Genomic DNA, 25,932 nt, shown 5'->3' with positions numbered 1-25,932 from the left:
TGGGGTGGAGGTTAATACGTAAAGTGACGAATGGTGTCGAAGGCCTTGGCGATGAGCGCGGTGTCCTTCCTACCGTTAACCTCTACGCCTGAATTGATATCGAGGCCAACGGTACCGACGCGCAGTGCATCCGGTAGGTTGTCGGGATTGAGGCCGCCGGCGAGTAGTGCCTTCTTCTTGACGCCGTCCGGAACAGTTGTCCAGTCGAAGGAGGTGCCAGTGCCGCCGGCGCCAGAGTCGAGGATGAGCATGTCGGCGGCGTCGGCAAGCGCGGAGGCAAGGGTGGGGGCATGGGGCGCCGTCATGTCGATGGCGCGCCAGACCTCCCGCTCCCCTGCCACCGCCCGAACGGAGGAGATGAGTTCGAGCTCTGCCTCAGTGCTCCCCTGGTATGGCGCGTGGATTTGCAGGGCGGAAATACCGTCGAGGGCCAGTTCCTCCCAACTAGTGGTGCGGCGAGAGACCGCGACGTAGTTGAGGTCGGGTTCGTGGGCGATGATGTCGAGCGCGGTTTCACGTGAAACATTGCGCGGGGAGGCCTCCTCGAAGATGAATCCTCCGTAGACGGCACCGGCGGCACGGGCGGCCTGGGCCGCTGACCACGTCGTGAGGCCGCAGACCTTGTTCTGGCCATAGACCAGCTCACGGGCGGCCCGGTCGATATCGGGCGTGCCGGTGAGCTGGGAGCCGACGAGAAAGGCATTCGCATGAGAGCCCAGACGTCGAACGGTCTGGTTGTCGCGGATGCCCGACTCCGAGACGATGACCTTGCCAGAGGGAACGTGGTGCGAAAGGCGCTCGGAGCGAGTGAGATCGATGCTGAGGTCGTGGAGGTTGCGGTTGTTAATTCCGATCACGTCGATGCCAAAGGCAGTGGCGCGGGCGACCTCCTCCTCGGTGATGGCCTCGGTGAGGACATCGAGCCCAAGGGAATCCGCCAGCTGTTTGAGTTCCGCGTAGGTGTCGTCATCGACGATCGACATCATGAGCAAAATGGCGTCGGCGCCAAAATAGCGAGCGGCGTAGACCTGAATGGGGTCAACGATGAAGTCCTTGCACAGCACTGGCAGGTGCGTGGATAGAGCCACGGTCTGCAAGTGGTCGTAGTCGCCACCAAAACGATCCGGCTCGCACAGCACCGAAATGGCCGAAGCGTAGCGCGAGTACACCCGTGCGATGGCCCCGGGCTCGTAGTGTTCACGAATCAGCCCCAGCGACGGAGAGGCAGACTTGCACTCCATGATGAAGCGGTTGGTGCCGCGGAGCGCATCGTAGAAGGAGCGCTCCGAGCGCGGGAGGGCAGCTAAATCAACGTGCGCCAGGCGCTCACGGATTGCGGGCAGATGCGTGCGGCGCTTGGCGACGATCCCCTCAAGCACGGTCGGCAGAGCCATAGTTCGCCTCCTCGTGCTTCTTCAGCCATGCGGCCACGGTGCCATCCTTGATGAGCTGGTCGGCATGCGCGACGCCCTCTTGGATGGAGTCGGTCGTGCCATTGAGGTAGAACATCGCGCCGGTGGTCGCGGCGATCGCATCGTGGTGGGCGGGCTTGCCGGTGCCGGCGAAGACGGCGCGCAGAGCTTCGGCGTTTTCCTTGCCGTTGCCGCCGGCGAGGTCAGCTAGCTCGTGGCGGGAAATGCCGAGGTCCTCAGGGGTGAGTTCGTAGTGGGTTATGGTGCCGTCGCGAAGCTCCCAGACCTGGGTGGTGCTGTGGACAGCGATCTCATCGGTGCCGGCGCCGTGGACGACGAGCGCGCGCGTGCGGCCAAGATCCTTGAACACCTCAGCAATGAGCTGACCCTGTTCGGGGTTGGCGATGCCCATGATCTGGAACTCCGGGTGGCCTGGGCTGAGCAGTGGGCCCATGGTGTTGAAGAGTGTGGAGACGCCAAGGCCCTTGCGCACCGGTTGCACGTGGGCAACCGCCGGGTTATACGCGGGGGCGAAGAGGAAGGTGAAATTCGAGGCCTCGAGTTGGCGGACCGCGCGGTCCGGATCGAGATCAAGCGGGATGCCGAGGGCCTCAAGGACGTCCGCGGAGCCCGACTTGGAGGATACGGAGCGGTTGCCGTGCTTGACCATCTTGACCCCGCCGGCGGAGGCGACGAGGGATGCGCCGGTGGTGACGTTGATGGTGTTCGCGCCATCGCCACCGGTTCCCGCGGTATCCATGAGGCCCTTACCGGTAACCGGGAAGGGGCGGCCGGCGTTGAGGAAGGCGCGGGCGGCGCCGGCCACATCGGCGAAGGTTTCGCCGCGCGTACGGATGTGAGTAAGGAGGGCCGCGATATGGATGTCGTCATACTCCCCCACCGTCAGCGGGGTGAAGACCTCGATTGCTTGCTCGAGGGTCGGTTCGGGGATATCGAGGAATTCTTGCAGTGTCTTGAGAGCGTGGTTATTGGTCATTACTTGGCTCCTTCCATGGTGGGTAGAGAAGAAAGTTGTTCAATGCAGCGTTCGATCATGATGGGGCCGGTTGGAGTTAGCACCGACTCCGGGTGGAACTGCAGGCCGAGGGCCATGCCGTCGACGGTTTCTGCCGCCATCGTGACAGGGCCGATGGCGGTCTCCGTCTCCGCGAGGCTGCGCATCTGGGTGGGAATGCTCGCGCAGCCCAAGGAGTGATAGCGTGCAACAGGGACGAGGCGGCCCACGTAGTTCGGATTATCTGGCTCGGAATCAGTAGTGAGCCCTTGGAAGAGCGGGTGCTTCGCACCAGCGTCGGTTAGCGTCATGGGCACAGAGGAACCGTGGACTGGGCCGCAGGGCTCGACGGTGCCGCCGAAGTGCTCGAGCAGCGCCTGGAAACCCAGGCAGATGCCGAGGATAGGGATGCGGCCGAGGGAGGCGTCGATAAGCTGCATCATCGATCCGGCGTCGCGCGGATGGCCGGGGCCGGGCGAGAGAATGATGATGTCGGGTTCGGCGGCGAGGACCTCCTCCACCGGCACCGTATTACGGAAGACGGTGGTGTTATAGCCGGCGAGGGCGTCGACGAGGTTGTAGACGAAGGAATCGTGGTTATCAATGAGGACGACGTGCGGGTTCATCGGATGACCTCCAGGGATGCGTTGTGTGCCTGGGCGATAGCGCTGAGCACCGCGTAGGCCTTGTGGACCGTTTCATCGGCTTCGGATTGGGGGATGGAATCACGAACGACACCGGCGCCCGCCTGGACGACGGCCGTTCCATCCTTGACGTAGGCGGAACGGATGACGATGCAGTTATCCATGGATCCATCGCCGCGCAGGTAACCGATAGCTCCCCCGAAGGAGCCGCGGCGAGTGCCCTCGGTTTCGCGGATGAGCTCCATCGCGCGCAATTTCGGCGCGCCGGTCAGAGTGCCCATGTTCATGCAGGCACGGTAGGCGTCGAGGGCGTCGAAATCCTCGTGCAGCGTGGCGACGACGCGGGAGACCAAGTGCATCACGCGGGAGTAGCGGTCCACCTGGAGCAGATCAGCGACCTGGCGGGTGCCGGGGACGGCGACGCGGGCGAGGTCGTTGCGGGCCAGGTCCACCAGCATGATGTGCTCGGAGACCTCTTTGGAATCCGTGCGCATCTCGAGTTCGTTTCGGATGTCCAGCTCGTGGGTCGCACCGCGCGGGCGGGTGCCGGCCACGGGATAGAGCTGCACCTGCCGGTCGGTGGCCGTGTACTTCAGGTTGGATTCCGGAGAGGCCCCGAACAGCTCGTGCTCGGCGCCGCGCAGGTAAAACATGTACGGCGAGGGGTTGGTCTCACGCAGTGTGCGGTAGGCAGCGAAGGCATCGGGGCAGTCGAGACTAAACGCACGGGAAGGGACCACCTGATAAATATCGCCGGCGTGGACGTTGCCTTGCAGGCGCTCCACGTGACGCCGGAAAGCAGCGTCGTCGATGGAGGCGCGCGCGGATATGTGAGGTAGTGGCTGTGGGGGCTGGGGCGTGATGGGATCGGTGCGGGCGGCGCGGTCGAGCTCCTCCTCAAGTGCCTGCTTGTCGACGCCCCACCCCTCTATCTTCGCGGTCTCCGTCAGGTGGTCCACGGTGAGAACGTGCTCGGCGACGAGAAACTCATAATCGGGGTATCCGTTGAGTCCGTCGGGAACCGGGGGTAGCTTCTCGAAGGTCTCGACGTAGTCGAAGGCGAAACCGCCACCGATGAAGGGTAGTGATTCGCTGGAATACAGTGTGCTGAATTGTAAGGTGCGCAGGATATCCGCGGTGGAGGTAGCGCGGAGCCGGGCGCGCTCATCGTGTTCGGTGGAAAGCTCGAAGCTAAAGGTGGTGCTCTCCTCGCTGTCCTGGCTGATCCTGGAGCGGAAGTCCTGGCGAAGCTCGTCGAGGAGCAGCTGGCCAGCGGATGTTAATGCGGTAGCGGTGACCTCTTGGCCGTGGCAGACGACTTTGAGCGCTGCCTTGGTGATCGCAATGCACGTGAGGTTCTTCTTGGATTCAATGTCCGCGGATTCTAAGAGCAGGGAATCTTGCGGCGTGGCGAGGGCATAAAAGAGCGCACTGGCATCGGGTGTGTACCCGACCTCGCGTTTGGCTGTAAACGGCATACGGTGTCTTTCTTTAACGATGTTGTGTGCTGCCGCGAGCTTTTAAAGAGAGCAAAACGCCGAAAAGCCCGCAGCTGCGGGCCTTAAATATGGGAGAACAACGAGGCCCGCGGGTTACGCGCGCCACCACCAAAGGTTCGAAATGTTCTTCACATCACTGACTCTAACACCGATACCTTCTGCCGTACAGATAAATGCCGGCGGGTACCCCCGTGGGGGCTATGTGCTGCAGGGCCACAGCGAGGTGGGTGATGTAGGAAACATGCAGCTTAAGCATGTGATATAGAACTCTAAAACTGTCAAAGTATAGCTTTTGGAGGGCTAAGAGTACCCCCGTGCGGGAAAAATATTCACAAAACTGCTGCTTAAACGCATGGAAAGAGGCTTAAATAACGGTCACAACAGTCACTCTAGAGTAGAAAAGGACCGTTATGTTCTCTAAAACTGCTGCTGCTCTCTCCGCTCTCGCTCTGAGCGCCGCCGCCCTCGTGGGGTGCTCCTCATCCTCGGACAGCGCCGGCGGTGATTCCGGTGGTGGGGACTCCTATTCCATCGGTATCAACCAGCTGGTTCAGCACCCCTCGCTCGACGCCGCCGCGGAAGGTTTCCAGGAAGCCTTCGAGGAGGCGGGCGTGGACGTGGATTGGGACATCCAGAATGCCAATGGCGAGCAGGGCACCGCGGTGTCCATCTCCCAGCAGATGGCAAATGCTAATCACGACCTCTACCTGGCAATCGCCACCCCGGCCGGCCAGGCCATGAGCAAGTCCATCAAGGACAAGCCGCTTCTGTTCACCGCGGTGACGGACCCCGTGGAGGCGGAGCTGGTGGAGTCTCTGGATAAGCCGGGCAAGAATGTCACTGGTACCTCTGACGCCGCGCCCATCGAGGAGCAGGTCGAGCTGATTACCCAACTGGTTCCGGACGCTAAGACCGTCGGTGTGGTCTACTCCTCCGCCGAGGTTAACTCCAAGGTGCAGGTGGAGCAGTTGGCGGAGGCCGCCAAGCCGAAGGATATTGAGGTGAAGTCGCAGACGGTGACCTCCGTGACGGAGATACCGCAGGCCGTAGAAGCGCTGGGCGATGTCGATGCCATTTACGTGCCGACCGACAACATGGTTGTTTCCGGCATTTCTTCGCTCATCAAGGTAGCGAATGACAAGACCATCCCGGTCATCGCAGCGGACTCAGGTGCCGTTGAAGGTGGCGCTGCCGCCACCATCGGTATCGACTACAAGGAACTGGGCCGCCAGACCGGTGAGATGGCGCTGCGCATCCTTCAGGACAGCGAGGACCCAGCCGAGACCCCGGTAGAAACCGCCTCTGAGTACACCTACGTCATTAACGAGGATGCCGTGAAGGCACAGGGCGTTGAGGTACCGAAGGAGATCCTGGAGAAGGCTGAGACGCTGTGATTGGTGCACTCGAGCTAGGTCTCATCTATGCGGTCATGGCCGTGGGCGTCTACCTGACATTCCGCGTCCTTGACTTCCCGGACCTGACCGTCGATGGTTCCTTTACCACCGGGGCTGCGACGGCCGGTGTGCTCATTACGAATGGGGTCAATCCCTTTCTGGCATCGGCCGCGGGCTTTGTCACCGGCTTTATCGCCGGCTGCATCACGGGGCTTCTGCACACGAAGGGCCGCATCGACGGTTTGCTTGCGGGTATCCTCACGATGATTGGTCTGTGGTCCATCAACCTGCGCATCATGGGCAGCGCCAACGTTCCGCTGCTCTCCCAAGACTCGGTGTTTACCCCATTGGATGCGGTTATGGGGTCCTGGGCTGGGGTGGGCTTGCTCGCCGTGGGTGCTGTGCTGCTCTGCCTGCTGATCGTGTGGTTCCTGTCCACGGATCTGGGACTCTCGCTGCGCGCGACGGGTGACAATCAGCAGATGATCACCTCCTTCGGCGTTTCCACCGATTTCACCAAGATCCTGACCCTGGCCCTGTCCAATGGCCTGGTGGGCCTGTGTGGTGCGCTCATCGCGCAGTACCAGGGCTTCGCCGACATTTCGATGGGTATCGGACTCATCCTGGTTGGTCTGGCATCTGTCATCCTGGGACAAGCGGTACTCCCCCAGTCGCGCTTGTGGATGGCCGTGGTGGCGGTGGCCTTGGGCTCTGTGATCTACCGTCTCATCATCTTCGCTGCGCTTCAGGTAGGCCTTAACCCGAATGACATGAAGCTCATCACGGCGCTGCTGGTTATTGTCGCTCTGCTGGTGCCGCGTATGACGAAGGTGCGCGGGAAGAGGAAGGCCTAGATCATGCTCAAAGTAGATAAGATTTCGAAGACCTTCTTCCCAGGTACGGTCAACGAACGCCGTGCGCTTCGCGACGTCTCCCTGGAACTTGCCTCCGGTGACTTTGTCACTGTCATCGGCTCTAACGGTGCGGGAAAGTCGACACTGCTGAACTCCGTTGCGGGCCGGCTCATCCCGGATTCGGGAAAGATCTCGATCGACGGCCAGGAGGTGACGAGCCAGCCGGAGCACAAGCGTGCAAGGAAGGTCGGGCGCGTCTTTCAGGATCCCATGGCGGGTACGGCACCAAACCTCACGATTGAGGAGAATCTCTCCTTGGCGTACCTGCGCGGCAAGAAGCGCGGCCTCGGTTTGGGTCTCAATTCCGCGCGCCGGGCCATCTTTGTGGAACAGCTGGAATCCCTCGAGCTCGGCCTAGAGAAGCGTCTGGGGACCAAGGTGGGGCTGCTCTCCGGCGGTCAACGCCAGGCCCTCTCGTTGCTCATGGCCGGCTTTACTAACCCGAAGGTGATGCTTCTGGATGAGCACACGGCCGCCCTCGACCCGCAACGCGCGGAGCTGGTGACCACACTGACGAAGCGCATTGTGGAGCAAGGCCAGCTCACCACTCTGATGGTGACGCACAACATGGCCCAAGCACTGCAGGTGGGAAACCGCCTCATCATGATGCATGAGGGTGAGATCATCTACTCCGCTGACGCCGAGCAGAAGGCGAAGCTCACAGTGGAGGATCTCATGGCGGAGTTCGCGAAGATTAAGGGAGCGACGTCCGATAGGACCCTCCTGCAGTAGAAGTCGAAGCGTGGTTGTTTCACGTGAAACCTAGGTGTTGCACTTGGCAGCACCTAGGTTTCTTTTTGTCCGTGGTGGCTTAGCGGCGGCATTGAAAGAGGGCCCAGCGTTGTGCTGAGCCCTCTTGGTTTTACGTGAAACCGGAACTAGGTGAGCTTGATGAGCGCGGAAGAGAAGTAGTCCTCGACGGCAGCTGGGTCATCCAGCGGAAGGACCGCTCCTACGTACTGGTCCGGGCGAACGATGACGACGGCACCGTCGCGGGAAATGCCGCGGGTGTGGAAGATATCCTTGTCTCCCGGCAGAGCATTGAAAACATTCTCCCAGTTCGGGATATTGAACTTGCCGTTGCGGGGCCGGAACAGGAGTGGAGCGTCGAGGATTTCGTACTCGTGGTGGTCCGTCTGCTGGTAGATGGCCTTCACGTCGAAGTAGGTGTTCTCGTCGGCGCCCTCAGGGGTGAACTTGGCGAGGATGGGGCCGACCTTCTCGGCCCACTCGCTGAGCTTCGAGGTTTCGCCGGCTTTGGGTGCATCAGCGAAGGCGTAGATGCGGTAGCGGCCGTCAGCGGTGTGCTGGTGGCCCAGGTGCTGGGGGTACGCGTCACAGCGGCGCAGAACCTCGTAGGACTTGAAACGCTTGCCCACCGGGAAGCCGACGGCCAGCTTCTGGTGCTCGGTGCTGCCGACGATGAGGTTTTCTTCGTACTGCGTCATCATGCCGGCGGCGAATTCCTCCGCGGAAACGTAGTACTTCTCGACTGCCTCGGGATCATCGAGCTCTTCGGTCGGGGTGGCCATGAGGGTGGACCACTCGCGGTCGAAGTTGATGAGGTTCTGGGCAGCTGGCTGGCGTTCACCGTGGTAGGTGGTCAGGAGCTCCTTCGGGGCGCGGCCGTCGAGAACATGGCCGAGCTTCCAGCCGATGTTGAAGCCATCCTGCATGGAGACGTTCATGCCCTGGCCGGCCTTGGCCGAGTGGGTGTGGCAGGCGTCGCCTGTAAGGAAGACGCGCGGATCCTCGTTGTTATCGTCGAACGCGTCGACAAGTCGGTGGCCCACCTCGTAGACCGAGTGCCAAGCGACCATCTTGACGTCGATGAAGTAGGGCGAATAAATCTCGTTAGCCTTCTCGATGATCTTCTCAATCGGGGTGGAGCGGACCTTGTGGTTGTCATCCTCCGGCACGACGCCGAGGTCGACGTAGATGCGGGACAAGTAGCCGCCCTCACGTGGGATGTGCAGAATCGAACCAGCCTGTGAGTGGATGGCGCACTTGGTGCGCCAGTCCGGGAAATCGGTATCTACGACAACGTCCATGACGCCCCACGCGTGATTGGCCTGGTCACCCTTGAGCGAGCGGCCAATGGACTTACGGACACGGGACTTTGCGCCATCGCAGCCCACGACGTACTTAGCGCGTACGTCGCGCGGGTTGCCGTCGACATCCTCGAGGTGCACCGTCACGGGGTAGTCGCCCTCCCCTACCTCAAGGGAGACGAAGTTCCAGCCGTAATCCGGGGCGATTCGGCCGGGTGCTCGGCGTGCGTAACGGGCGAAGTAGTCCAACACGCGAGCCTGGTTCACAATGAGGTGGGGGAACTCGGAGATTCCGTGTTCGTCGTCAATCGGGCGGGCGCCGCGAACAATCTTGGAGCGGTCCTGCGGATCGGGGTTCCAGAAGGACATCTCGGTGATTTCGTAGGCCTCTTCCGTGATTTCCTTGGCAAAGCCGAAGGCCTGGAAGGTTTCTACGGAGCGGGACTGGATGCCGTCGGCCTGGCCCAACTCGAGGCGGTGAGGACGGCGTTCAATGATGCGCGTGTTGACGTCGGGGAACATTGCTAGCTGCGCGGCCGCGATCATGCCGGCCGGGCCGGAGCCCACAATGAGGACGTCCATTTCATCGGGAAGCTCAGAGGCGCGATCGATGCCATACCCGGCGGGCTCGTGCACGCGGGGATCTTCCGAAACGTAGCCGTTGTGGTGGAACTGCACTGTGGACTCCTTAGTCAGCGGGTTGTCGTGGTCGAGAACAAAAGCGAGTGATGGGGGTGGTATCTACTCCCCCATCGCTCTGTGAGCTTTGCTCGTGGAGGTGGTGACTCAGTTCAAGGCGTCTGGAGGATGTGAGCTGGGTCTTATTTCTAGAATCATATATGATACGCGGCTCCTGCACAATGATCTGCGCACGGGACGTCGCCTAGCGCGGGCTGAAGATGAAGTGCCCCTGAGATTGCTCGGCCTCGTGCTCTGCGCCGAGAGCGATTCCCTTGCGCTCACGCAGGATGAAGGCGCAGATGAAACCGACAATCGAGGCGGAGACGAGGTAGCCCGACACCGCGAAGGTGGTGCCAGTAGCCTCCACGAGCGAAGCAGCGATCATGGGGGCGAAGGCGCCGCCCAACACCGAGCCAAGCGCATAAGTGATGGACACGCCGGTGGCGCGAATGGAGGCGGGGAAAAGCTCGGCGTACATCGCGGACTGCGCGCCATAGGTCAGGCCCAGGCCGACGGTCAGGAAAATGAGTGCGCCGTAGAGAAGCCCCAGGCTGCCCGTATTAACCAGCGGGAAAAGGGCGGCAGCGCCGATTCCCTGCAGGATGAATCCGATGAGGTAGGTGTTTCGGCGGCCGATATAGTCGGAGATGTATCCCGCGAACAAAGTCATCAATGCCCACGTGACGGCAGAGACGGTCACCGCGTTGAGGACGTCACCGCGGTCGAGGGCAACGAGGCCGTCGGGATCGGTGGCGTAGCGCTGAATATAGCCGCCCGTAGTCATGTAGCCGACGGTGCCGTTACCTGCAAAAACGAGGGCCGCAACGACGACTAGCGGGGTGAAGCTCTTGAAGAGCTTGCCAATGGGGTTGGTGGCTTCCTCTTCTTCACGCTCCGCAATCTCTTCAAAGACCGGGGATTCGTCGACGCCCATGCGGATGAGGTAGCCCACCAGGATGAGGACGAAGGAGAGCAGGAAAGGTACGCGCCAGCCCCAGCTCATGAAGGCGTCGCCAGGCGCAATGGTGTTCATGATGGAGAGGACGCCGGAGGAGAGCAGCAGGCCAGCTGGCACGCCGATCTGCGGGCCGGCGCCGTAGAGACCGCGCTTGTCATTCGGTGCGTGCTCCACAGCCATGAGTACGGCGGACCCCCACTCGCCACCTGCGGAGATGCCCTGAATAATGCGCAAGGTGATGAGGAGGATCGGCGCCCAGATTCCGGCAGTCTCGTAGGTAGGCAGAAGGCCGATGAGGGTGGTCGCACCACCCATGGCGAGGAGCGTGACCATGAGGACCACGCGGCGGCCGAAGCGGTCCGCGAAGTGTCCTGCCAGAAACGCGCCGACGGGTCGGAATAGGAAGGACAATCCCACGGTGAGGAAGGAAATGATGGTGGCTAGGCCACCCTCGAGCGGGCCGAACATGAGCTGGTTGAACACGAGTCCGGCCACTGCGGCATAGAGGAAGTAGTCGTACCACTCGATAGCGGTACCAATGGTTGTCGCGGCGACGACGCGGCGGCGTTCGGCCGTCGAAATTGCCGGCGTGTCAGATGTGTGCGACATTCTGGTTCCTTTCGGCATGCGGTGTGCCATATATGGAAATGTGTGTGAGTTGAACCACTTGCGGTGGTGGTAGGGATAATATACGATCTGGGTAAGGATTTGTTCACAATTAAGGATTCTTCATGGCTGTACCTGAGTTCTTGCCGGTTAAACCGGGCAAAATGATCGCTGTCCATGTGGCCTTTGAGTCCCGCGCGGCGCAGCGCGGTCGCTGGCCCAAGACCCCGAGCTACTTCCTCAAGGCGACTAGCACGCTGGCTGAATCGGGCGGGGTTGTTGAACGCCCCGAGGGAACGGAGCTGCTGGCTTTTGAGGGAGAAATCGCGCTCATCATCGGAACCCCGGCCCGCAACGTATCGCTTGAGGATGCGTGGAAACACGTCGCCTACGTGACGGCTTCGAACGACATTGGTCTGTATGACTACAAGGTGCAGGACAAGGGCTCCAACACCCGCTCCAAATCCCGCGATGGATACACCCCCATCGGGCCGGAGCTTATCGACGCCCAAGGGATCGACCCCAAGGGTCTTCGCCTCCGCACCTGGGTCAATGGCGAGGTTGTTCAGGAGGGAACATCTTCTGATGAGGATCTCATCTTCCCGCTCGCACAGTTTGTGGCCGACCTATCCCAGCACATGACGCTGGAGACCGGTGACATCATCCTCACCGGCACCCCGGCCGGCTCCTCTGTCATTGAGCCTGGTGACGTTGTTGAGGTCGAGGTTGACGTGCCAGGTGGCGTGAGCTCCGGCAGGCTGAAGACTACCGTGAAGGAGGTCCCCGCCTCTTTCGATCCGCAGCTGGGCAACCTGCCCTACGTGGATGATAAGCAGCGCGAGGACGCCTACGGTGACCGCGAATCCGCCGGCCTTCCTCCTAAGGATGCGGTCGGCCTCGATCCCGAGCTCAAGGCGGCCTTGGAGAAGGCCCCGACCGCCGGCTTGTCCGCTCAGCTGCGCAAGCGCGGCATCAACCAGTCCGTGATCGAAGGCGTGTACCCGCAGGCTAAGGGAACCAAGATGGTGGGCGTTGCCCGCACCCTGCGCTTCGTGGCCGGCCGCGAGGACCTGTTCAAGTCCCACGGCGGTGGCCTCAACGAGCAGAAGAAAGTCTTCGACACCGTCAAGGAAGGCGAGGTCATCGTTATTGAGGCCCGCCAGGAATCCGGCTCAGGAACACTGGGTGACATTCTGGCACTGCGCGCCAAGGTACGTGGTGCAGCCGGCGTTGTCACTGATGGTGGCGTGCGTGACTACGAGGCTGTGAAGGAGATCGGCCTGCCCGTCTTCACCCAGGGCGCTCACCCCTGCGTGCTCGGCCGCAAGCATGTCCCGTGGGATAGCGATATCGCTGTTTCCTGCGGAAACGCCACCGTCCTCCCAGGTGACATCATCGTTGGTGATGATGACGGCGTCGTGGTCATCCCCCGCGATATCGCAGCCGAAGTCGCCGAAGGTGCCCTCGCCAAGGAGCACGAGGACGAATGGGTCGCTTCCCAGGTGGAGGAAGGCGCCAGCTTGGATGGGCTCTTCCCGCCGACCGGAGCGAACAAGGAAGCCTACATCGCTTTCCGTGATGGAAAGGCAGGTGGTCAATGACGCAAACCGCAGCACCAGCCGGGGAAAGTAAATCCCAACAAGCCTATAACTGGATAAGTGAAAGGATTCGGACTCGCGACTATGAGCCCGGGTATCGCCTCGTGTTGGCAACAATCGCGGATGAACTGGGGATCAGCGTAGTTCCCGTCCGCGAGGCTATTCGGCAACTCGAAGCGGAAGGGATGGTCACCTACGAACGCAACGTCGGTGCCAGCGTGACCACCTACAATCGCGAGGCCTACTACGAATCCATGGACATCGTGGCCACCGTGGAAGCCAATGCCACGGCCCAATCCGCCCCGTATCTCAACGCGGAGGATATTGCCCGGGCGCGAGAGATCAACCAGCGCATGCGGGAGCTCGATATCCACCACGATCCAGAAGAATTTACCCAGCTCAACAAAGAATTTCATAGCGTTCTCTTCTCCAAGTGCCCGAACGAGAGGTTGAAGGACTTGGTGGTGGACCAATGGAAGCAATTGGAATACCCCCGCGTCTCGACCTTCCGCTACGTGCCGGAGAGAGCCCAAGAGTCAACGCGCGAGCACGAGCAATTGGTCAGCCTCATCGAGGCTGGCGCGGAACCCGCCTACATAGAAAAAGTGGCCAGGCAACACCGACTGTCCACCCTCAACACCTATCGCAAGAAAAACGATTAAGGAGTTCACAGCACTCATGGCTATTAACAACGATGCTGCTAAGCCCACCGACCTTCCAGAGAAGATTCTTCACTACATCAACGGCGAGTTTGTCCCGTCGATCGACGGCGATGAATTCGAGGTCTTGGATCCGGTAACCAATAAGACCTACATCAAGGCCGCCTCTGGCAAGCCGGAGGACATTGACAAGGCGGTCGCCGCCGCTAAGGACGCCTTCGAGAACGGCCCATGGTCCAAGGCGCTGCCGCGTGAGCGCGCCCGCGTCCTCAACAAGATCGCCGACATCGTCGAAAGCCGCGCAGACAAGCTCGCTGCTTGGGAATCCTTCGACTCCGGCTTGCCGATCACCCAGGCCAACGGTCAGGCCAAGCGCGCTGCGGAGAATTTCCGCTTCTTCGCTGACCTGATTGTCGCCCAGGCTGACGACGCCTACAAGGTACCGGGCCGCCAGATCAACTACGTCAACCGTAAGCCGATTGGCGTGGCGGGCCTGATTACCCCGTGGAACACCCCGTTCATGCTGGAGTCCTGGAAGCTGGCCCCGGCCATCGCCACCGGTAACTCCGTCGTCCTCAAGCCTGCTGAGTTCACTCCGCTGTCCGCACAGCTGTGGGCGGGCATCTTCGAGGAGGCTGGCCTGCCGAAGGGCGTCTTCAACCTGGTCAACGGCTTCGGCGAGGAAGGCTACGCCGGCGACCCGCTGGTTAAGCACCCGGACGTCCCGCTGATCTCCTTCACCGGTGAATCTCGCACCGGCCAGATCATTTTCGGCAACGCAGCCCCGCACCTCAAGGGCCTGTCGATGGAGCTGGGTGGCAAGTCCCCGGCCATCGTCTTCAGCGATGCCGACCTGGAGACCGCTATCGACGCCTGTATCTTCGGTGTCTTCTCCCTCAACGGTGAGCGTTGCACCGCTGGCTCCCGCATCCTGGTTCAGCGCGATATCTACGATGAGTTCGTGGAGCGCTACGCCGCCCAGGCTAAGCGCGTGAAGGTGGGTCTGCCCTCCGATCCGACCACCGAGGTCGGCGCCCTGGTCCACCCGGAGCACTACGAGAAGGTCACCTCCTACATCGAGATTGGCAAGCAGGAGGCCACCCTGGCCGCCGGCGGCGAGCGCCCGGAAGGCTTCGAGGAAGGCAACTTTGTCCAGCCGACCGTCTTCGTTGACGTCAAGCCGGACGCACGAATCTTCCAGGAAGAGATCTTCGGTCCCGTTGTTGCTATCACCCCGTTCGATACCGACGAAGAGGCACTCGAGCTGGCGAACAACACGAAGTATGGTCTTGCCGCCTATGTGTGGACCTCGGATCTGAAACGTGCCCACAACTTTGCCCAGAACGTTGAGGCCGGCATGGTGTGGCTCAACTCCAATAACGTCCGCGACCTGCGCACCCCCTTCGGCGGCGTTAAGGCTTCCGGCCTGGGCCACGAGGGCGGCTACCGCTCGATCGACTTCTACACCGACCAGCAGGCCGTCCACATCAACCTGGACAAGGTGCACAACCCGGTCTTTGGCAAGCAGGACCAGTAACGTCTGCATGCCCTCTCCACTCCCCCATTACTAATTCACACTAAGGAGCCATCATGGCTGACATTCAGGCCCCCGACATTCTGCGTTGCGCCTACATGGAGATCATCGTTACCGATCTCGCTGCATCCCGTAAGTTCTATGTTGACACCCTCGGTCTCGTCGTGACCGAGGAAAACGAGAACGAAATCTACCTGCGCACCTACGAGGAGTTCATCCACCACAACCTCGTGCTGCGTCAGGGCCCCGTCGCTGCCGTCGCTGCATTCTCCTTCCGCGTTCGTTCGCCGGAGGATCTGGACCTCGCCGAGGAGTTCTACAAGGCGCGTGGTTGCGAGGTTCGCCGTAACAAGGATGGCTTCGTCAAGGGCATCGGTGACTCCGTGCGTGTACAGGATCCGTTGGGATTCCCGTACGAGTTCTTTTACGAGGTTGAGCACCGTGAGCGTCTGGCCTGGGCATACGACGCCCACATCCCTGGTGCGCTCGTTCGCCTCGATCACTTCAACCAGATCACTCCGGACGTTACTGCCGCAGTGAAGTACATGGAAGAGCTCGGATTCCGCACCACCGAGGACATTCGCGATGAGGAAGGAACCGTTTACGCTGCATGGATGCGTCGTAAGCCGACGGTGCACGACACCGCCATGACCGGTGGCGATGGCCCGCGTATGCACCACATCGCCTTTGCTACCCATGAGAAGCACAACATCATCGCGATTTGTGACAAGCTGGGTGCGCTCCGCGAATCCGACCGCATTGAGCGCGGCCCGGGCCGCCACGGCGTCTCCAACGCCTACTACCTGTACCTGCGTGACCCGGATGGCCACCGCGTAGAGATCTACACCCAGGACTACTACACCGGCGACCCGGATAACCCGGTCGTGACCTGGGATGTCCACGATAACCAGCGCCGTGACTGGTGGGGAACCCCGGTTGTTCCGTCCTGGTACCGCGATGGCTCCACCGTCCTCGACCTGGATGGCAACCCGGTGCCGCTGGTCGCTCGCGAGGATGAGTCCGAGCTCGAGGCCACCATTGGTGCGGACGGCTTCTCCTACACCCGTAAGGAAGACTCGGAGGAGATGCCGGAGTGGAAGCAGGGCGAGTACAAGCTGGGTAACCAGCTCTAAAACGGCCTAAGCACTCAGGTTGATTAACGTGGTCCCGCGGCGTCGATAATGCGCACATAACGCGGGGCCGCGTTGTCGTTTCACGTGAAACCGCAACGTTTAACAACCATTACAACACCACAGTCACGTTCAATAACACAGTAAGGAGCGAAATACATGCTGGATGAGAAACAGCACATCGCTATCGCAGATGAATTGGCGCAAGCCGAAAAGGACCGGTCGATGGTCCCGCTGCTGACCGCCCGTTTCCCGGAGATGAGCATTGAGGACTCCTACGCGGTGCAGCGCGAGTGGGTGCGCCGCGGCATCGAAGACGGGCGCCGTCTCGTCGGTCGTAAGATTGGCCTGACCTCCAAGGTTATGCAGGAGGCCACGGGAATTACCGAACCGGACTACGGCGCAATCTTTGAAGACCAGGTTTATGAGAACGGCTCCACTATCGAGCACGCGCAGTTCTCCAACGTCCGCATCGAGGTTGAGCTGGCCTTCGTGCTCAAGGAGGAGCTAAAGGGGCCGAATTGCAGCATTTTCGACGTGCTGCGCGCTACTGAGTATGTCGTCCCTGCTCTAGAGATCCTCTCCTCCCGCATTGAGATGGAGGGACGCACCATTGTCGACACCATTTCGGATAACGCAGCCCTCGGCGCCATGATCTACGGCGGCAACCCGGTGGATCCCGCAGACGTCGACCTGCGCTGGGTGTCTGCATTGCTCTACCGCAACGAATCCATCGAAGATACGGGTGTGGCCGCGGCTGTGCTCAACCACCCGGCAATGGGCGTGGCTTGGCTTGCCAACAAGCTTCATGCGCACGGCGATAGCCTTGCCGCCGGCGACATCATCCTGGCCGGTTCCTTCACCAAGCCCATGTGGGTTGAACCGGGCGATACCGTCCATGCAGACTATGGAAAGTTGGGGTCCATCACATGCCGATTCCAGTAAAGCTGCCGCCCACTTTCGCGGACGTCCTAGAAAAGGCCGAGCAGCCGCTCGTTGGCGCCTGGATCTGTTCCGGCTCGGAGGCTGCAGCGGAGATCATCGCCTCGGCTGGCTTTAGCTGGACGCTGATCGACGGCGAACACTCGCCCTATGGCCTCGAAACCATCCTCTCTCTGCTGCGGGCTACCGACGCCTACGGCGTGACGCGCGTGGTCCGCGTGCCAGTAAACAACACGGCACTCATCAAACAGTACCTTGACCTGGGTGTACAAAACTTGATGGTGCCCATGATTGATACCGTCGAGGAAGCCGAGGCTGCCGTAGCAGCCATGCACTACCCTCCCCGCGGCGTGCGCGGCGTGGGCTCGGCGCTGGCCCGCTCCTCACGCTGGAACGGCGTGGAGAACTACCTCGCCAATGCCTCAGATACGGTGAGCCTCACGGTGCAGATTGAGTCTGCGACCGCGGTAGAGAACGTGGAAGAAATCGTGGCTCTTGACGGGGTGGACAACATCTTCGTCGGTCCCTCTGATCTGGCGGCCTCCATGGGGCTGCTGGGTCAGCAGACCCATCCGGATGTGATCGAGGCGGTTAATCACACATTTGAAGCCGTGCGCGCTTCCGGAAAGAAGGTAGGCGTCAACGCTTTCAACCTTGAACAGGCCCAGAAATACATAGCTTCCGGCGCATCATTTGCCCTGGTTGGGGCGGATGTTCAACTTCTTTCGGGTGCGGCACGCCAACTGGCAGACAAATTCCATTTGGGAGGGTAAAAAAGAACCATGAGTGAAAACAACAAGGTCAATATTGACGAGCTGCTGGCCAAGGTTCCGACTGGCTTGCTGATTAACGGTGAGTGGGGAGACGCCTCCGATGGATCCACTTTCGACGTGGAAAACCCGGCAACCGGTGAAGTTATCGCCACCCTTGCCTCCGCTACTTCTGAGGATGCGAAGAAGGCTTTGGACGCCGCCTGCGCCGTGCAGGATGAGTGGGCACGCACGTCCACCCGCGAGCGCTCCAACCTGCTGCGCCGTGCTTTTGACCTGGTGCAGGAGCGCAAGGACGAGTTCGCTGCGCTGATGACCCTGGAGATGGGCAAGCCGCTGGCAGAGTCCTACGGTGAGGTTACTTACGGCGCTGAGTACCTGCGTTGGTTCAGCGAGGAGGCCGTTCGTGACTACGGCCGTACCCTGCCGGCGCCGGAGGGCACCCTGCGCATGGTGACCCGTCGTAAGCCGGTGGGCCCGTGCTTGCTTATCACTCCGTGGAACTTCCCGCTGGCCATGGCTACCCGTAAGATTGCACCGGCCATCGCCGCTGGTTGCACCATGGTGGTGAAGCCGGCCAAGCTGACGCCGCTGACCACCCAGTACTTCGCACAGACCATGATTGATGCTGGCGTTCCGGCTGGCGTGGTCAACGTGGTCTCCGGTAAGTCTGCGTCTGCTATCTCCGAGCCGATCATGGCGGATTCTCGTCTGCGCAAGGTTTCCTTCACCGGCTCCACCCCGGTGGGCAAGACTCTGCTCAAGGCAGCTGCGGACAACGTCCTGCGCACCTCGATGGAGCTGGGCGGCAACGCTCCGTTCATCGTCTTTGAGGACGCCGACATTGACCAGGCCGTCGAGGGCGCAATGGGCGCCAAGATGCGCAACATCGGTGAGGCCTGCACCGCCGCCAACCGCTTCATCGTTCACGAGTCCATCGCTGATGAGTTCGCGGAGAAGTTCGCCAAGCGCATCGGTGAGCTCAAGGTGGGCAACGGCCTCGACGAGGGCGTTACCTGTGGTCCGCTCGTGGAGCAGAAGGCGCTGGATAACATCACCGCGCTTGTCGACGATGCCGTGGCCAAGGGCGCCAAGGCTATCGTCGGCGGCAAGCCGGGTGAGGGCAAGGGCTACTTCTACGCCCCGACCGTTCTGACCAACGTTCCTCGTGATGCCCGCGTGGCACAGGAGGAGATCTTCGGCCCGATTGCTCCGATCCTGACCTTCTCTGATGAGAAGGAAGCAATTGAGATTGCTAACGACACCGAGTACGGATTGGCCTCCTACGTGTTCACCGAGGATTCCGATCGCATGTGGCGCATCGGTGATGGCCTCGAGTTCGGACTCATGGGCTTCAACGCTGGTGTCATCTCCAACGCCGCTGCCCCATTTGGTGGCGTGAAGCAGTCCGGCATGGGCCGCGAGGGCGGCGCTGAGGGCCTGGACGAGTACACCTCGCTGCAGTACATCGCTATGCGTGACCCGTACGCGAATGCATAAATAGTGCATTAAATCCGCTGATAATGATGCTGGCACCTCCTTTGTGAGAGGTGCCAGCATTGTCTTTTATGCCAAACTTGCCGGTGCTATTCGCTGGCCGCTGCTCGGTACGCACTCGGTGACTTGTGGTACTCCGCCTTGAAGATGCGTGACAGGTGCGAGGGATCGTGCAGGCCATAGCGGGCGCTGATGTGGCTGATCGATTCCTCGGAGTGCCGCGGGTCCACGAGTTCTCTGCGGATGTGCTCTAGGCGCCTCGTTCGGATGTAGCTGCCTACGGAGAGGCCCTGTTCGGAGAACTTGGCGTGGAGGTGGCGTACCGATACGAAGAGTGCTTGGGCGATGGTGCTCGGGCCTAGGTCCGGGTCGCCCAAGTGCTTCTCGATGTAGGCGGTGGCCTGGTTGAACAGGAGTGTGCCTGCAGAGGGTTCGTCGGCGACGTCGGAGGCCAAGACTGACACCAGCATGGTCAGCGCCGAGCGGACTAGGGCCGTGGCATGCGGGCCCTTCAATAGGTCCAGGTTCTTGGCAAGCTGTTCAAAGAGGGGCACGGCCACCGCGCCGAGGCCGTGTGAGCGTGAGATCGGATTCGCGGTGAGGCGTTGGATCTGCGCGGGTGAGATGTCGAGGAAGCTCTGTGGGAAGTGAACAATGAGGGTGTTTTGTTCCTCCGGATAGCGCAGGGTGTAGGGCCGCTGGGTGACGTATAGCGCTAGGTCCCCCGGGCGAAGCTCGCAGGTTCGCCCGTCCTGGCTCATGGTTGAGGAGCCTGTGATCTGCAAACTGAGCTTGCAAAAAGGGACCTCGTCGGTGGAAACCTTGTATCGGTTCACGGTGTGCGGGGAGGTGTGCATGTCGAAGAGGGATATGTCCCCCACCTTCGTGGAGCGCAGCGTGGCGTGAAAGGAAGAGGGGTCTTCGGCGTCCACGTCGAGTTGTCCAAAAGAATCGGATGACGCGGTGCGCCACGACGCGATATCGAAATGTTCAACGGCGGAGGAAGACATAACTGGAATCATATCGTGAGAACTGGCACATTTTTGGACAAATTGTGTGCACTCAGAGTCAAGCCTGTAGATGTGGTGCAGGTAACATCCTAAACAAAAGTAACTTTTGGGCTTTGCTCGCGGGGCCCTCGACTTCCCTGAAGGAGATCTCATGACTCAGTTCGCCACGTACGCTGATCTGCTCAACGCCATCACGGACGAGAATGGACGTGACATCCTCAACCCCGCCACCGGTGAGGTCGTTGGCCGCGCCCCAGAAAACACCGTAGAGGACCTCAACGCTGCAGTTGAGACCGCACGCGCGGCACAAAAGGACTTTGCCAAGCTGAGCGACGAAGAGCGTTGCGAGCTGCTCACCAAGGCTGCGGCTGCGGTGGAGGCCAATGCCGAAGCGCTGGTGGAGCTGCTCTCCCGTGAGCAGGGCAAGCCGCTCAACGGCCCGAACGCCCGCTTCGAGGTCGGCGCCTGCTCTGCGTGGCTGAATGCTACCGCCTCCTTCGAGCACCCCAACTACACGGCCGTCGATGATGACATCACCGCCACCGTCAACTACCGCCCACTCGGCGTCGTTGGAGCTATTGGCCCGTGGAACTGGCCGATGATGATCACCATCTGGCAGATTGCGCCGGCGCTGCGTATGGGCAACGCGGTCGTCGTCAAGCCCTCCGAGTACACCCCGCTTTCCGTACTAGGCCTGCTCAAGGTCGTGAACTCCGTGCTGCCGGAGGGCATCCTGCAGGTCGTCAGCGGTGCCGGTGAGGTTGGTGCGGCGCTGACGACCCACGAGGGCGTCGACAAGATCATGTTCACCGGTTCCACCGCCACCGGCAAGAAGATCGTGGAGGCCAGCGCCGACAACCTCACCCGCCTCACGCTGGAGCTCGGCGGCAACGATGCCGGCATCGTGCTGGACGACGCCGACCCGAAGGAGATCGCCGGCGACCTCTTCTGGGGTGCGTTCATCAACACCGGCCAGACCTGTGCGGCGATGAAGCGCGTGTACGTGCCGGAGTCGCTGTACGACGCCGTCTGCGAAGCCCTCATCGAGGTGGCCAAGGCCTCCCCGATGGGCGTGGGCCTGGAGGAAGAGAACGTGCTCGGCCCGCTGCAGAACAAGCAGCAGTTCGACATCGTTGACAAGCTCGTCAACGCTGCCAAGGACTCGGGTGCCCGCGTGCTGCTGGGCGGCGACCCGGACTACGACGCGCCGGGCTACTTCTACCCCACCACCCTGGTGGCGGATATCGACCCGGATAACCCGCTGGTCGTCGAGGAGCAGTTCGGTCCGGCACTGCCGATTATCAAGTACACCGACCTCGACTGGGCCATCGAGCAGGCCAACAAGCTGGACGTGGGCTTGGGCTCCTCCGTGTGGTCCTCCAACCGCGAGCGCGCTCTGGAAGTTGCTGCTCAGCTGGAGGCTGGCACCACCTGGATCAACAGCCACGGTGCCGTGGATCCGCGTGTGCCTTTCGGCGGTATCAAGTCCTCCGGCTACGGCGTGGAGTTCGGCACCGAGGGCCTCAAGGGCCTGGCGTACCCGCAGATTATCAACGGCTAAAACCGCCGTGGCGCTGCTATTCTTAGCGCCATGAGCACCGCCAAAGTCCCGGAGATCGAGTACGCAGCCTTCGACGCCATGAAGGAGGTTGCGTCCTCGCTGAAAGCTGCCTACCTCACTAGGGCCGCTGAAGCAGGCAACGACGTTGAATCGCAATGGTGGATTCGCCAGAACTGGCTGGTAGAGGACATGGTTGGCGAGGTTGATGCAACTGACATCGAAGCCATCCGATCCGCTGCGGCTCTCTTTGCGCAGCGGCTTGAAGCCCTCTCCTCCGAGCACAAAGCGGCATAGCCTATGCTTTCTGCCGCTGACTTCCCCGTTGATCCGCAGGTTATGGAGCAACGGCTAAAGACTCTGCAAGCCAGCTATTTCGGCCGATCGAATGCTCATGGTCCGGCTGTTCCAGAGGTCATTTATGTGGCGGGGCAGCCAGCGTCAGGCAAATCAACGGCCATTGAATCGGTAAAGAACGGTCACGCGGTCCTTGATTCCGATGAGATTCGGAAGCTGCACCCCGCCCTCGACGAGATTGTGGAGCGCGATCCCTTACGCATGGACGTACTCACCAATGGGCCGGTGCCCTATTGGATGTCCTCGCTGATTGAGTATGGCCGTCAGCACGGGCACTCCCTCATCATTGAGAACACGCTGTCCAACCCGGAATTCATCGCGGGTGAGATAGCCAAGTTTCGGTCTGCGGGTTTCCGCGTGAAGGTCGTGGGCCTGGCGGTGGCGCAGGAGGTCTCCAGGCTGGGCGTGGTCCAGCGCTACCTGGAGGCGCAGCGTGTGAGCCGCTACCCGCGCTGGACCAATGAGGTTTCCCATACGTCGGGCTTTAAAGCCATCGTCCCAGGGCTTCAAGCGATTGCCCCGCTTGTCGACGACCTCGAGATCCGCACCCGCGACGGCCGTACCTTGAGCGGCATCGAGGATATTGAAGCCGAGCGCGCAACCTGGTTCGACTCCCCCGCTGTTCGGGCCGACTGGCTGGCCCGTTTCGACAGCTGTGACTTGAGTGGGCTTGAAGCTGAGAAGCTCACGCAAAACCTCGTGGCTGATGCAGAGCTTATCCGCAAGCTTTAAGGCTGTGCCCGTGGAACTGCGCGCCCGGTAGGCGGTGAGAGCTTCGTGTCAAAGCGGCTGCTGGCGAGCTGGCGGTCTGCGAGGTCTAGCAGGCTGAGGATGTCGTCTGCGTGGAGTTTAGATTCAACGTGTGATCGACCGCCGATTATCGGGCACGCTGGACTTCAGTTCATCTGTGGTCGAGCGGCCCAGGCGTTGACATTGCATTGCTGCTCGGTGTGGTCGCCCGCAGCCCGAGCGAGTGTCTCGCTCCGGCTGCGATCGCTGTGATGCCGGTCCATGACTGGACATCGCACTGGCCTCTGCTGTCGTCGCTGACGGCGACGACGGTGCCGTCTTCGTGTAAGCCGACGGTGTGTAGGTAGCCGGCAAAGACCCCGGACACGTGTGTCCACCGGGCGACGTCGGTCTGCCCTCGCTGATTGTTGCCAGTTGCGAGGGCTGTGCCGTCGCGTCGAACTGCGATTGTGTGCCAGTCGCCGCATCCGATCTCAGTTGACCATGATCTCGCTGTAGATTGTCCTACGTGGGGGGCATGTGGTGGAGTAAAGATTTTCGACCTGACATCTGGCCGCAAGACAGGAAGGAGCCCGGGACCGGGAGTACGATGCCTAATGATCCTCTCAACCTCGACAAGGCCGGCGAGTGGGCTGGCGTGTGGTGGCTGCCGGAAGCCCCTAGCGAGAAGGTCCCGGGTGTCCTACGGTACGACCCGGAAGATGGTCTCTCTCTGTCGCTGATCGGCACCTTCGAGGATCGGATCTTGACGACGGACTCGTCTGGATGGACTGCTGTTCACGAAGGAACCCGCACCTGGGAAGTCATGCACGGTGTGGCCGAGCTCAGGGAGATCACACTGCTTGGCTGTGTTCCTAGGAGCACCAGAAGGACCATGGGTGCGCGAGTGGCGAGCCCTGATAAGCAGACCGTGACCGCGACGGTCGCCATCATCGGCGCGCATGTCAGCGGTGACGCGGATCCGGCGTTCGCTAGGGCAGAAGTCTCAGTCGAGGATCTGAGTCTCTGGGCGGCGTCTTCTGTGTTCGAAGGATCCCTCGGGGCTCCCGACGGCAAGATCGATGGGACCGGGCGTATCTCGGTGAAGCCGGTCGAGGCGCAATCGGTCGTGGTCGACGACACTGAGTATCGCCTTCAGCACACGCACACGCTTCCATTCTTCGACCAGCGCAAGGGAGGAAGCGTCGGACGTATGCGGGACACGGTGTCCATCTGCGTCGTGCCAGCCGAACCATTCTCTCTGAGTGTTGCTCTGCAGGAGGCGAGCCTGGTGCAGGACCTGATCTCCCTGGCGACGCATCGCGCGGCCGGAGTGATCTGGCTCCGACTGGAAGTTGCCGGGACCGAGTCGCACTTCCCTGATGGCCGCCCGCTGCCGCGCCGACGTGCCGATGTGCTCTACTCACCGGCCGCGCTTGGAAAACACGACGCGAAAGTCGTCGATCACCACCGAATGTTCTTCACCTGCGGCTCGATCCCATTTGAGGAGGTCATGCCCCGATGGTGCGAGGCCCATGGCCGCCTGGAGGCAGCGACAAACATGATCTTGGGCTTGCGCTACGCACCGGCCCGTTTTGTTGAGAACAATCTTCTGACGGCAGTCGATGCTGCCGAGGTGTTGCACCGCAACCTCCGCATCGACGAGAAACCGTTCCCCAACGCGGAGTTCAGGGCGATGCGAGAGGCGATGCTGGCGCAGGTTCCCGATGAGCACCGAAACAGGTTCAAGGGGGCGATCCGCAACGACCCGACCCTCCGTGATCGGCTCCATGCCCTCGCCGCGCGACCCGATCAGGAAGCGATCGCACAGCTCTTACCGGATGTCGACCATTGGGCGAAGTGGACGACGCGCGCCCGCAATGACCTCGCGCACGAGGGCAGAACGCCCAACCATTCCATCGAGGAGCTGATCGCCGTCGTCGAGGTGACGACCGCGGTCGTAATCCTCAACGTCTTGCACGAGCTCGGGTTGCCGGCGGAGCGGCAGCGAGAGATCGTGCGGGAGCACCCGCAACTGAGGGCTACGTTCCGTACCGCTGCCGAATGGCTGGTTCCCTCACCAAACCCTTAGGTGCACTGCGATAGCCGCTACTTCGGAACCTCCGTGACGCTGCTGCCCGGTCGTTTAGTGCGAGACGCGTGTAAGCCTGCTCTATCGCTCGTTCGTTGAGTGCGTCATGGCGGGCGGGCGAGACGACCGGCTGTAAGTGGTGGCAGCGCGTCAGTGCCGCCTGGTGCGGCGGTGAGACGGGAGAATGTCGTCGGCCCTTAAGAACGCGGTGGAGTTCCGCTTCAATGTCAAAGCTCCATGTCGACGTGCTGCCGGGCCCGTTTCCCCCGGAAGCATGTCTGAGACCGTCATGACGCCTGAGACGCTTGCCCTACGCGGGATTCTCGTTGCGCGTCTTGACTAGTTCCAGGTGCTCATCGATCGGTACGGCGCGACCAACCCGAAGTTGTTCGGGTCCGTCGCGCGCGGCACCGCGTCTGCAGGATCGGACATCGACATCCTCGTCGGGATGGACCCTGCGGAGGGACGTCTCCTGATGCGTGCGTCTGGTCTGCTCGAGGAGAGTCGCGCTCTGTTCGGGCGCGATGGCATCGACGTGTTTCCTGCCCAGTTGCTCAGGCACCCGGTATCCGCTTCGACGCTCGCCGAGGCGGTGCCGCTGTGAGTCGCAGTCCGGCGAAGCCGTGAACCATCTTCCCGATGAGATCACCGGCGCGCACCCTGAGATCGTCTGGCCTCAGATTCGGGATTTCCGCAACATCCTGGTGCACCAGTATTTCGGCGTCGACATCGACGTGGTCCGCGATATCGTCGATACTCATCTGCCTCCTCTTGCCTAGGCGCTGCGGTGCCACATCTCTGCTAACTGACGGCGCGGCTCCAAAGGTTATTCGGCTACGGAACGTGGTCGAGTTTAAGTTCAATGTTAGCTAAGGGCCTTAT

The 25,932-nt window shown here is 61.3% G+C and carries 24 protein-coding genes; 16 read left to right on the top strand and 8 right to left on the bottom strand.

Annotated features, from left to right (window positions below; translation table 11 throughout):
• Positions 1-11: 11 nt before the first annotated feature.
• Genes trpCF through HMPREF2565_RS03420 form a run of 4 tightly spaced genes read right to left on the bottom strand, consistent with a single transcriptional unit; the run spans position 12 to position 4,549 of the window.
• Entirely contained in the window at positions 12-1,394 is a 1,383-nt protein-coding gene (gene trpCF / locus HMPREF2565_RS03435; protein WP_071406873.1) for a bifunctional indole-3-glycerol-phosphate synthase TrpC/phosphoribosylanthranilate isomerase TrpF, read from the bottom strand.
• On the bottom strand, positions 1,372-2,409 hold the full coding sequence (trpD, locus tag HMPREF2565_RS03430; RefSeq protein WP_071406872.1) for an anthranilate phosphoribosyltransferase: 1,038 nt from the start codon (positions 2,407-2,409) through the stop codon (positions 1,372-1,374). Before trpD ends, trpCF begins: the two co-directional genes overlap by 23 nt.
• Entirely contained in the window at positions 2,409-3,053 is a 645-nt protein-coding gene (locus tag HMPREF2565_RS03425; protein ID WP_070517637.1) for an anthranilate synthase component II, read from the bottom strand. The genes trpD and HMPREF2565_RS03425 overlap by 1 nt, the downstream gene beginning before the upstream one ends.
• Positions 3,050-4,549 (bottom strand): anthranilate synthase component 1, encoded by a 1,500-nt coding sequence (locus tag HMPREF2565_RS03420; protein ID WP_046648732.1) that lies wholly within the window; start codon positions 4,547-4,549, stop codon positions 3,050-3,052. Before HMPREF2565_RS03420 ends, HMPREF2565_RS03425 begins: the two co-directional genes overlap by 4 nt.
• 431 nt (positions 4,550-4,980) lie before the next feature.
• On the opposite strand from HMPREF2565_RS03420, the gene HMPREF2565_RS03415 reads away from it, so the two are divergent.
• From HMPREF2565_RS03415 to HMPREF2565_RS03405, 3 genes are read left to right on the top strand one after another with little or no spacing between them, the layout of a single operon-like run.
• Positions 4,981-5,964 carry an ABC transporter substrate-binding protein gene (locus HMPREF2565_RS03415; protein ID WP_071406871.1) on the top strand — a complete coding sequence of 328 codons (984 nt, stop codon included), beginning with the start codon at positions 4,981-4,983 and terminating at the stop codon, positions 5,962-5,964.
• Positions 5,961-6,818, top strand: a complete 858-nt coding sequence (locus HMPREF2565_RS03410) for an ABC transporter permease (RefSeq protein ID WP_071406870.1) — start codon at positions 5,961-5,963, stop codon at positions 6,816-6,818. Before HMPREF2565_RS03415 ends, HMPREF2565_RS03410 begins: the two co-directional genes overlap by 4 nt.
• 3 nt (positions 6,819-6,821) lie before the next feature.
• Entirely contained in the window at positions 6,822-7,610 is a 789-nt protein-coding gene (locus HMPREF2565_RS03405; RefSeq protein ID WP_070512969.1) for an ABC transporter ATP-binding protein, read from the top strand.
• Between the two features lie 146 nt (positions 7,611-7,756).
• Here the strand turns inward: HMPREF2565_RS03405 and HMPREF2565_RS03400 are convergent, their stop codons facing one another.
• The gene (locus HMPREF2565_RS03400; protein ID WP_070681723.1) at positions 7,757-9,607 is read right to left on the bottom strand and encodes an FAD-binding monooxygenase; all 1,851 of its coding nucleotides are present in this window, start codon (positions 9,605-9,607) and stop codon (positions 7,757-7,759) included.
• Positions 9,608-9,812: 205 nt separating this feature from the next.
• Positions 9,813-11,177, bottom strand: coding sequence for an MFS transporter (locus HMPREF2565_RS03395; protein WP_070681726.1), 1,365 nt, complete (start codon positions 11,175-11,177; stop codon positions 9,813-9,815).
• A gap of 122 nt (positions 11,178-11,299) precedes the next feature.
• On the opposite strand from HMPREF2565_RS03395, the gene HMPREF2565_RS03390 reads away from it, so the two are divergent.
• From HMPREF2565_RS03390 to HMPREF2565_RS03360, 7 genes are all read left to right on the top strand, one after another.
• Positions 11,300-12,775 carry a fumarylacetoacetate hydrolase family protein gene (locus HMPREF2565_RS03390; protein ID WP_070517633.1) on the top strand — a complete coding sequence of 492 codons (1,476 nt, stop codon included), beginning with the start codon at positions 11,300-11,302 and terminating at the stop codon, positions 12,773-12,775.
• Positions 12,772-13,434, top strand: coding sequence for a GntR family transcriptional regulator (locus HMPREF2565_RS03385; protein WP_071406869.1), 663 nt, complete (start codon positions 12,772-12,774; stop codon positions 13,432-13,434). The genes HMPREF2565_RS03390 and HMPREF2565_RS03385 overlap by 4 nt, the downstream gene beginning before the upstream one ends.
• Positions 13,435-13,450: 16 nt before the next feature.
• Positions 13,451-14,968, top strand: a complete 1,518-nt coding sequence (gene hpaE / locus HMPREF2565_RS03380; RefSeq protein WP_070512973.1) for a 5-carboxymethyl-2-hydroxymuconate semialdehyde dehydrogenase — start codon at positions 13,451-13,453, stop codon at positions 14,966-14,968.
• Positions 14,969-15,021: 53 nt separating this feature from the next.
• Positions 15,022-16,098, top strand: coding sequence for a 3,4-dihydroxyphenylacetate 2,3-dioxygenase (gene hpaD, locus HMPREF2565_RS03375; RefSeq protein WP_070517631.1), 1,077 nt, complete (start codon positions 15,022-15,024; stop codon positions 16,096-16,098).
• A 156-nt stretch (positions 16,099-16,254) separates the two neighbouring features.
• Complete coding sequence (gene hpaH / locus HMPREF2565_RS03370) at positions 16,255-17,040, top strand: 2-oxo-hept-4-ene-1,7-dioate hydratase (RefSeq protein WP_046648741.1); 786 nt, start codon at positions 16,255-16,257, stop codon at positions 17,038-17,040.
• Entirely contained in the window at positions 17,025-17,810 is a 786-nt protein-coding gene (locus HMPREF2565_RS03365; RefSeq protein WP_070512979.1) for an HpcH/HpaI aldolase family protein, read from the top strand. The genes hpaH and HMPREF2565_RS03365 overlap by 16 nt, the downstream gene beginning before the upstream one ends.
• A 9-nt stretch (positions 17,811-17,819) precedes the next feature.
• Positions 17,820-19,307, top strand: a complete 1,488-nt coding sequence (locus HMPREF2565_RS03360; protein ID WP_071406868.1) for an NAD-dependent succinate-semialdehyde dehydrogenase — start codon at positions 17,820-17,822, stop codon at positions 19,305-19,307.
• Positions 19,308-19,393: 86 nt separating this feature from the next.
• On the opposite strand, the gene HMPREF2565_RS03355 is transcribed toward HMPREF2565_RS03360, so the two are convergent.
• Complete coding sequence (locus HMPREF2565_RS03355) at positions 19,394-20,314, bottom strand: AraC-like ligand-binding domain-containing protein (protein ID WP_070512985.1); 921 nt, start codon at positions 20,312-20,314, stop codon at positions 19,394-19,396.
• A gap of 151 nt (positions 20,315-20,465) precedes the next feature.
• Between HMPREF2565_RS03355 and HMPREF2565_RS03350 the strand changes: the two genes are divergently transcribed.
• The 3 genes from HMPREF2565_RS03350 to HMPREF2565_RS03340 are packed head-to-tail and all read left to right on the top strand — an operon-like array spanning position 20,466 to position 22,961.
• Positions 20,466-21,875 (top strand): aldehyde dehydrogenase family protein, encoded by a 1,410-nt coding sequence (locus tag HMPREF2565_RS03350; RefSeq protein WP_070512987.1) that lies wholly within the window; start codon positions 20,466-20,468, stop codon positions 21,873-21,875.
• 30 nt (positions 21,876-21,905) lie between these two features.
• Positions 21,906-22,169: a hypothetical protein gene (locus HMPREF2565_RS03345; RefSeq protein ID WP_070444618.1), complete on the top strand. Its 264-nt coding sequence runs from the start codon at positions 21,906-21,908 to the stop codon at positions 22,167-22,169.
• Between the two features lie 3 nt (positions 22,170-22,172).
• The gene (locus HMPREF2565_RS03340) at positions 22,173-22,961 is read left to right on the top strand and encodes a zeta toxin family protein (RefSeq protein WP_070512990.1); all 789 of its coding nucleotides are present in this window, start codon (positions 22,173-22,175) and stop codon (positions 22,959-22,961) included.
• A gap of 169 nt (positions 22,962-23,130) precedes the next feature.
• On the opposite strand, the gene HMPREF2565_RS13315 is transcribed toward HMPREF2565_RS03340, so the two are convergent.
• A complete protein-coding gene (locus HMPREF2565_RS13315) occupies positions 23,131-23,538 on the bottom strand; it encodes an RCC1 domain-containing protein (RefSeq protein ID WP_232745421.1) in 408 nt (135 codons plus the stop codon).
• Between the two features lie 30 nt (positions 23,539-23,568).
• Between HMPREF2565_RS13315 and HMPREF2565_RS03335 the strand changes: the two genes are divergently transcribed.
• The 3 genes from HMPREF2565_RS03335 to HMPREF2565_RS14355 all read left to right on the top strand — a co-directional run bounded on the left by HMPREF2565_RS03335 (position 23,569) and on the right by HMPREF2565_RS14355 (position 25,829).
• Positions 23,569-25,050, top strand: coding sequence for an ApeA N-terminal domain 1-containing protein (locus tag HMPREF2565_RS03335; RefSeq protein WP_070512995.1), 1,482 nt, complete (start codon positions 23,569-23,571; stop codon positions 25,048-25,050).
• A gap of 349 nt (positions 25,051-25,399) precedes the next feature.
• The gene (locus HMPREF2565_RS14160; RefSeq protein ID WP_232745419.1) at positions 25,400-25,654 is read left to right on the top strand and encodes a nucleotidyltransferase family protein; all 255 of its coding nucleotides are present in this window, start codon (positions 25,400-25,402) and stop codon (positions 25,652-25,654) included.
• The gene (locus tag HMPREF2565_RS14355) at positions 25,575-25,829 is read left to right on the top strand and encodes a HepT-like ribonuclease domain-containing protein (RefSeq protein WP_081636726.1); all 255 of its coding nucleotides are present in this window, start codon (positions 25,575-25,577) and stop codon (positions 25,827-25,829) included. Before HMPREF2565_RS14160 ends, HMPREF2565_RS14355 begins: the two co-directional genes overlap by 80 nt.
• The last annotated feature ends 103 nt before the right edge of the window (positions 25,830-25,932 follow it).

This window comes from Corynebacterium sp. HMSC072A04, assembly GCF_001809235.1.
Lineage (GTDB): Bacteria > Actinomycetota > Actinomycetes > Mycobacteriales > Mycobacteriaceae > Corynebacterium > Corynebacterium hiratae.
The sequence above is the reverse complement of the archived record's forward strand: the minus strand, read 5'-3'. Positions and strand labels throughout refer to the sequence as shown.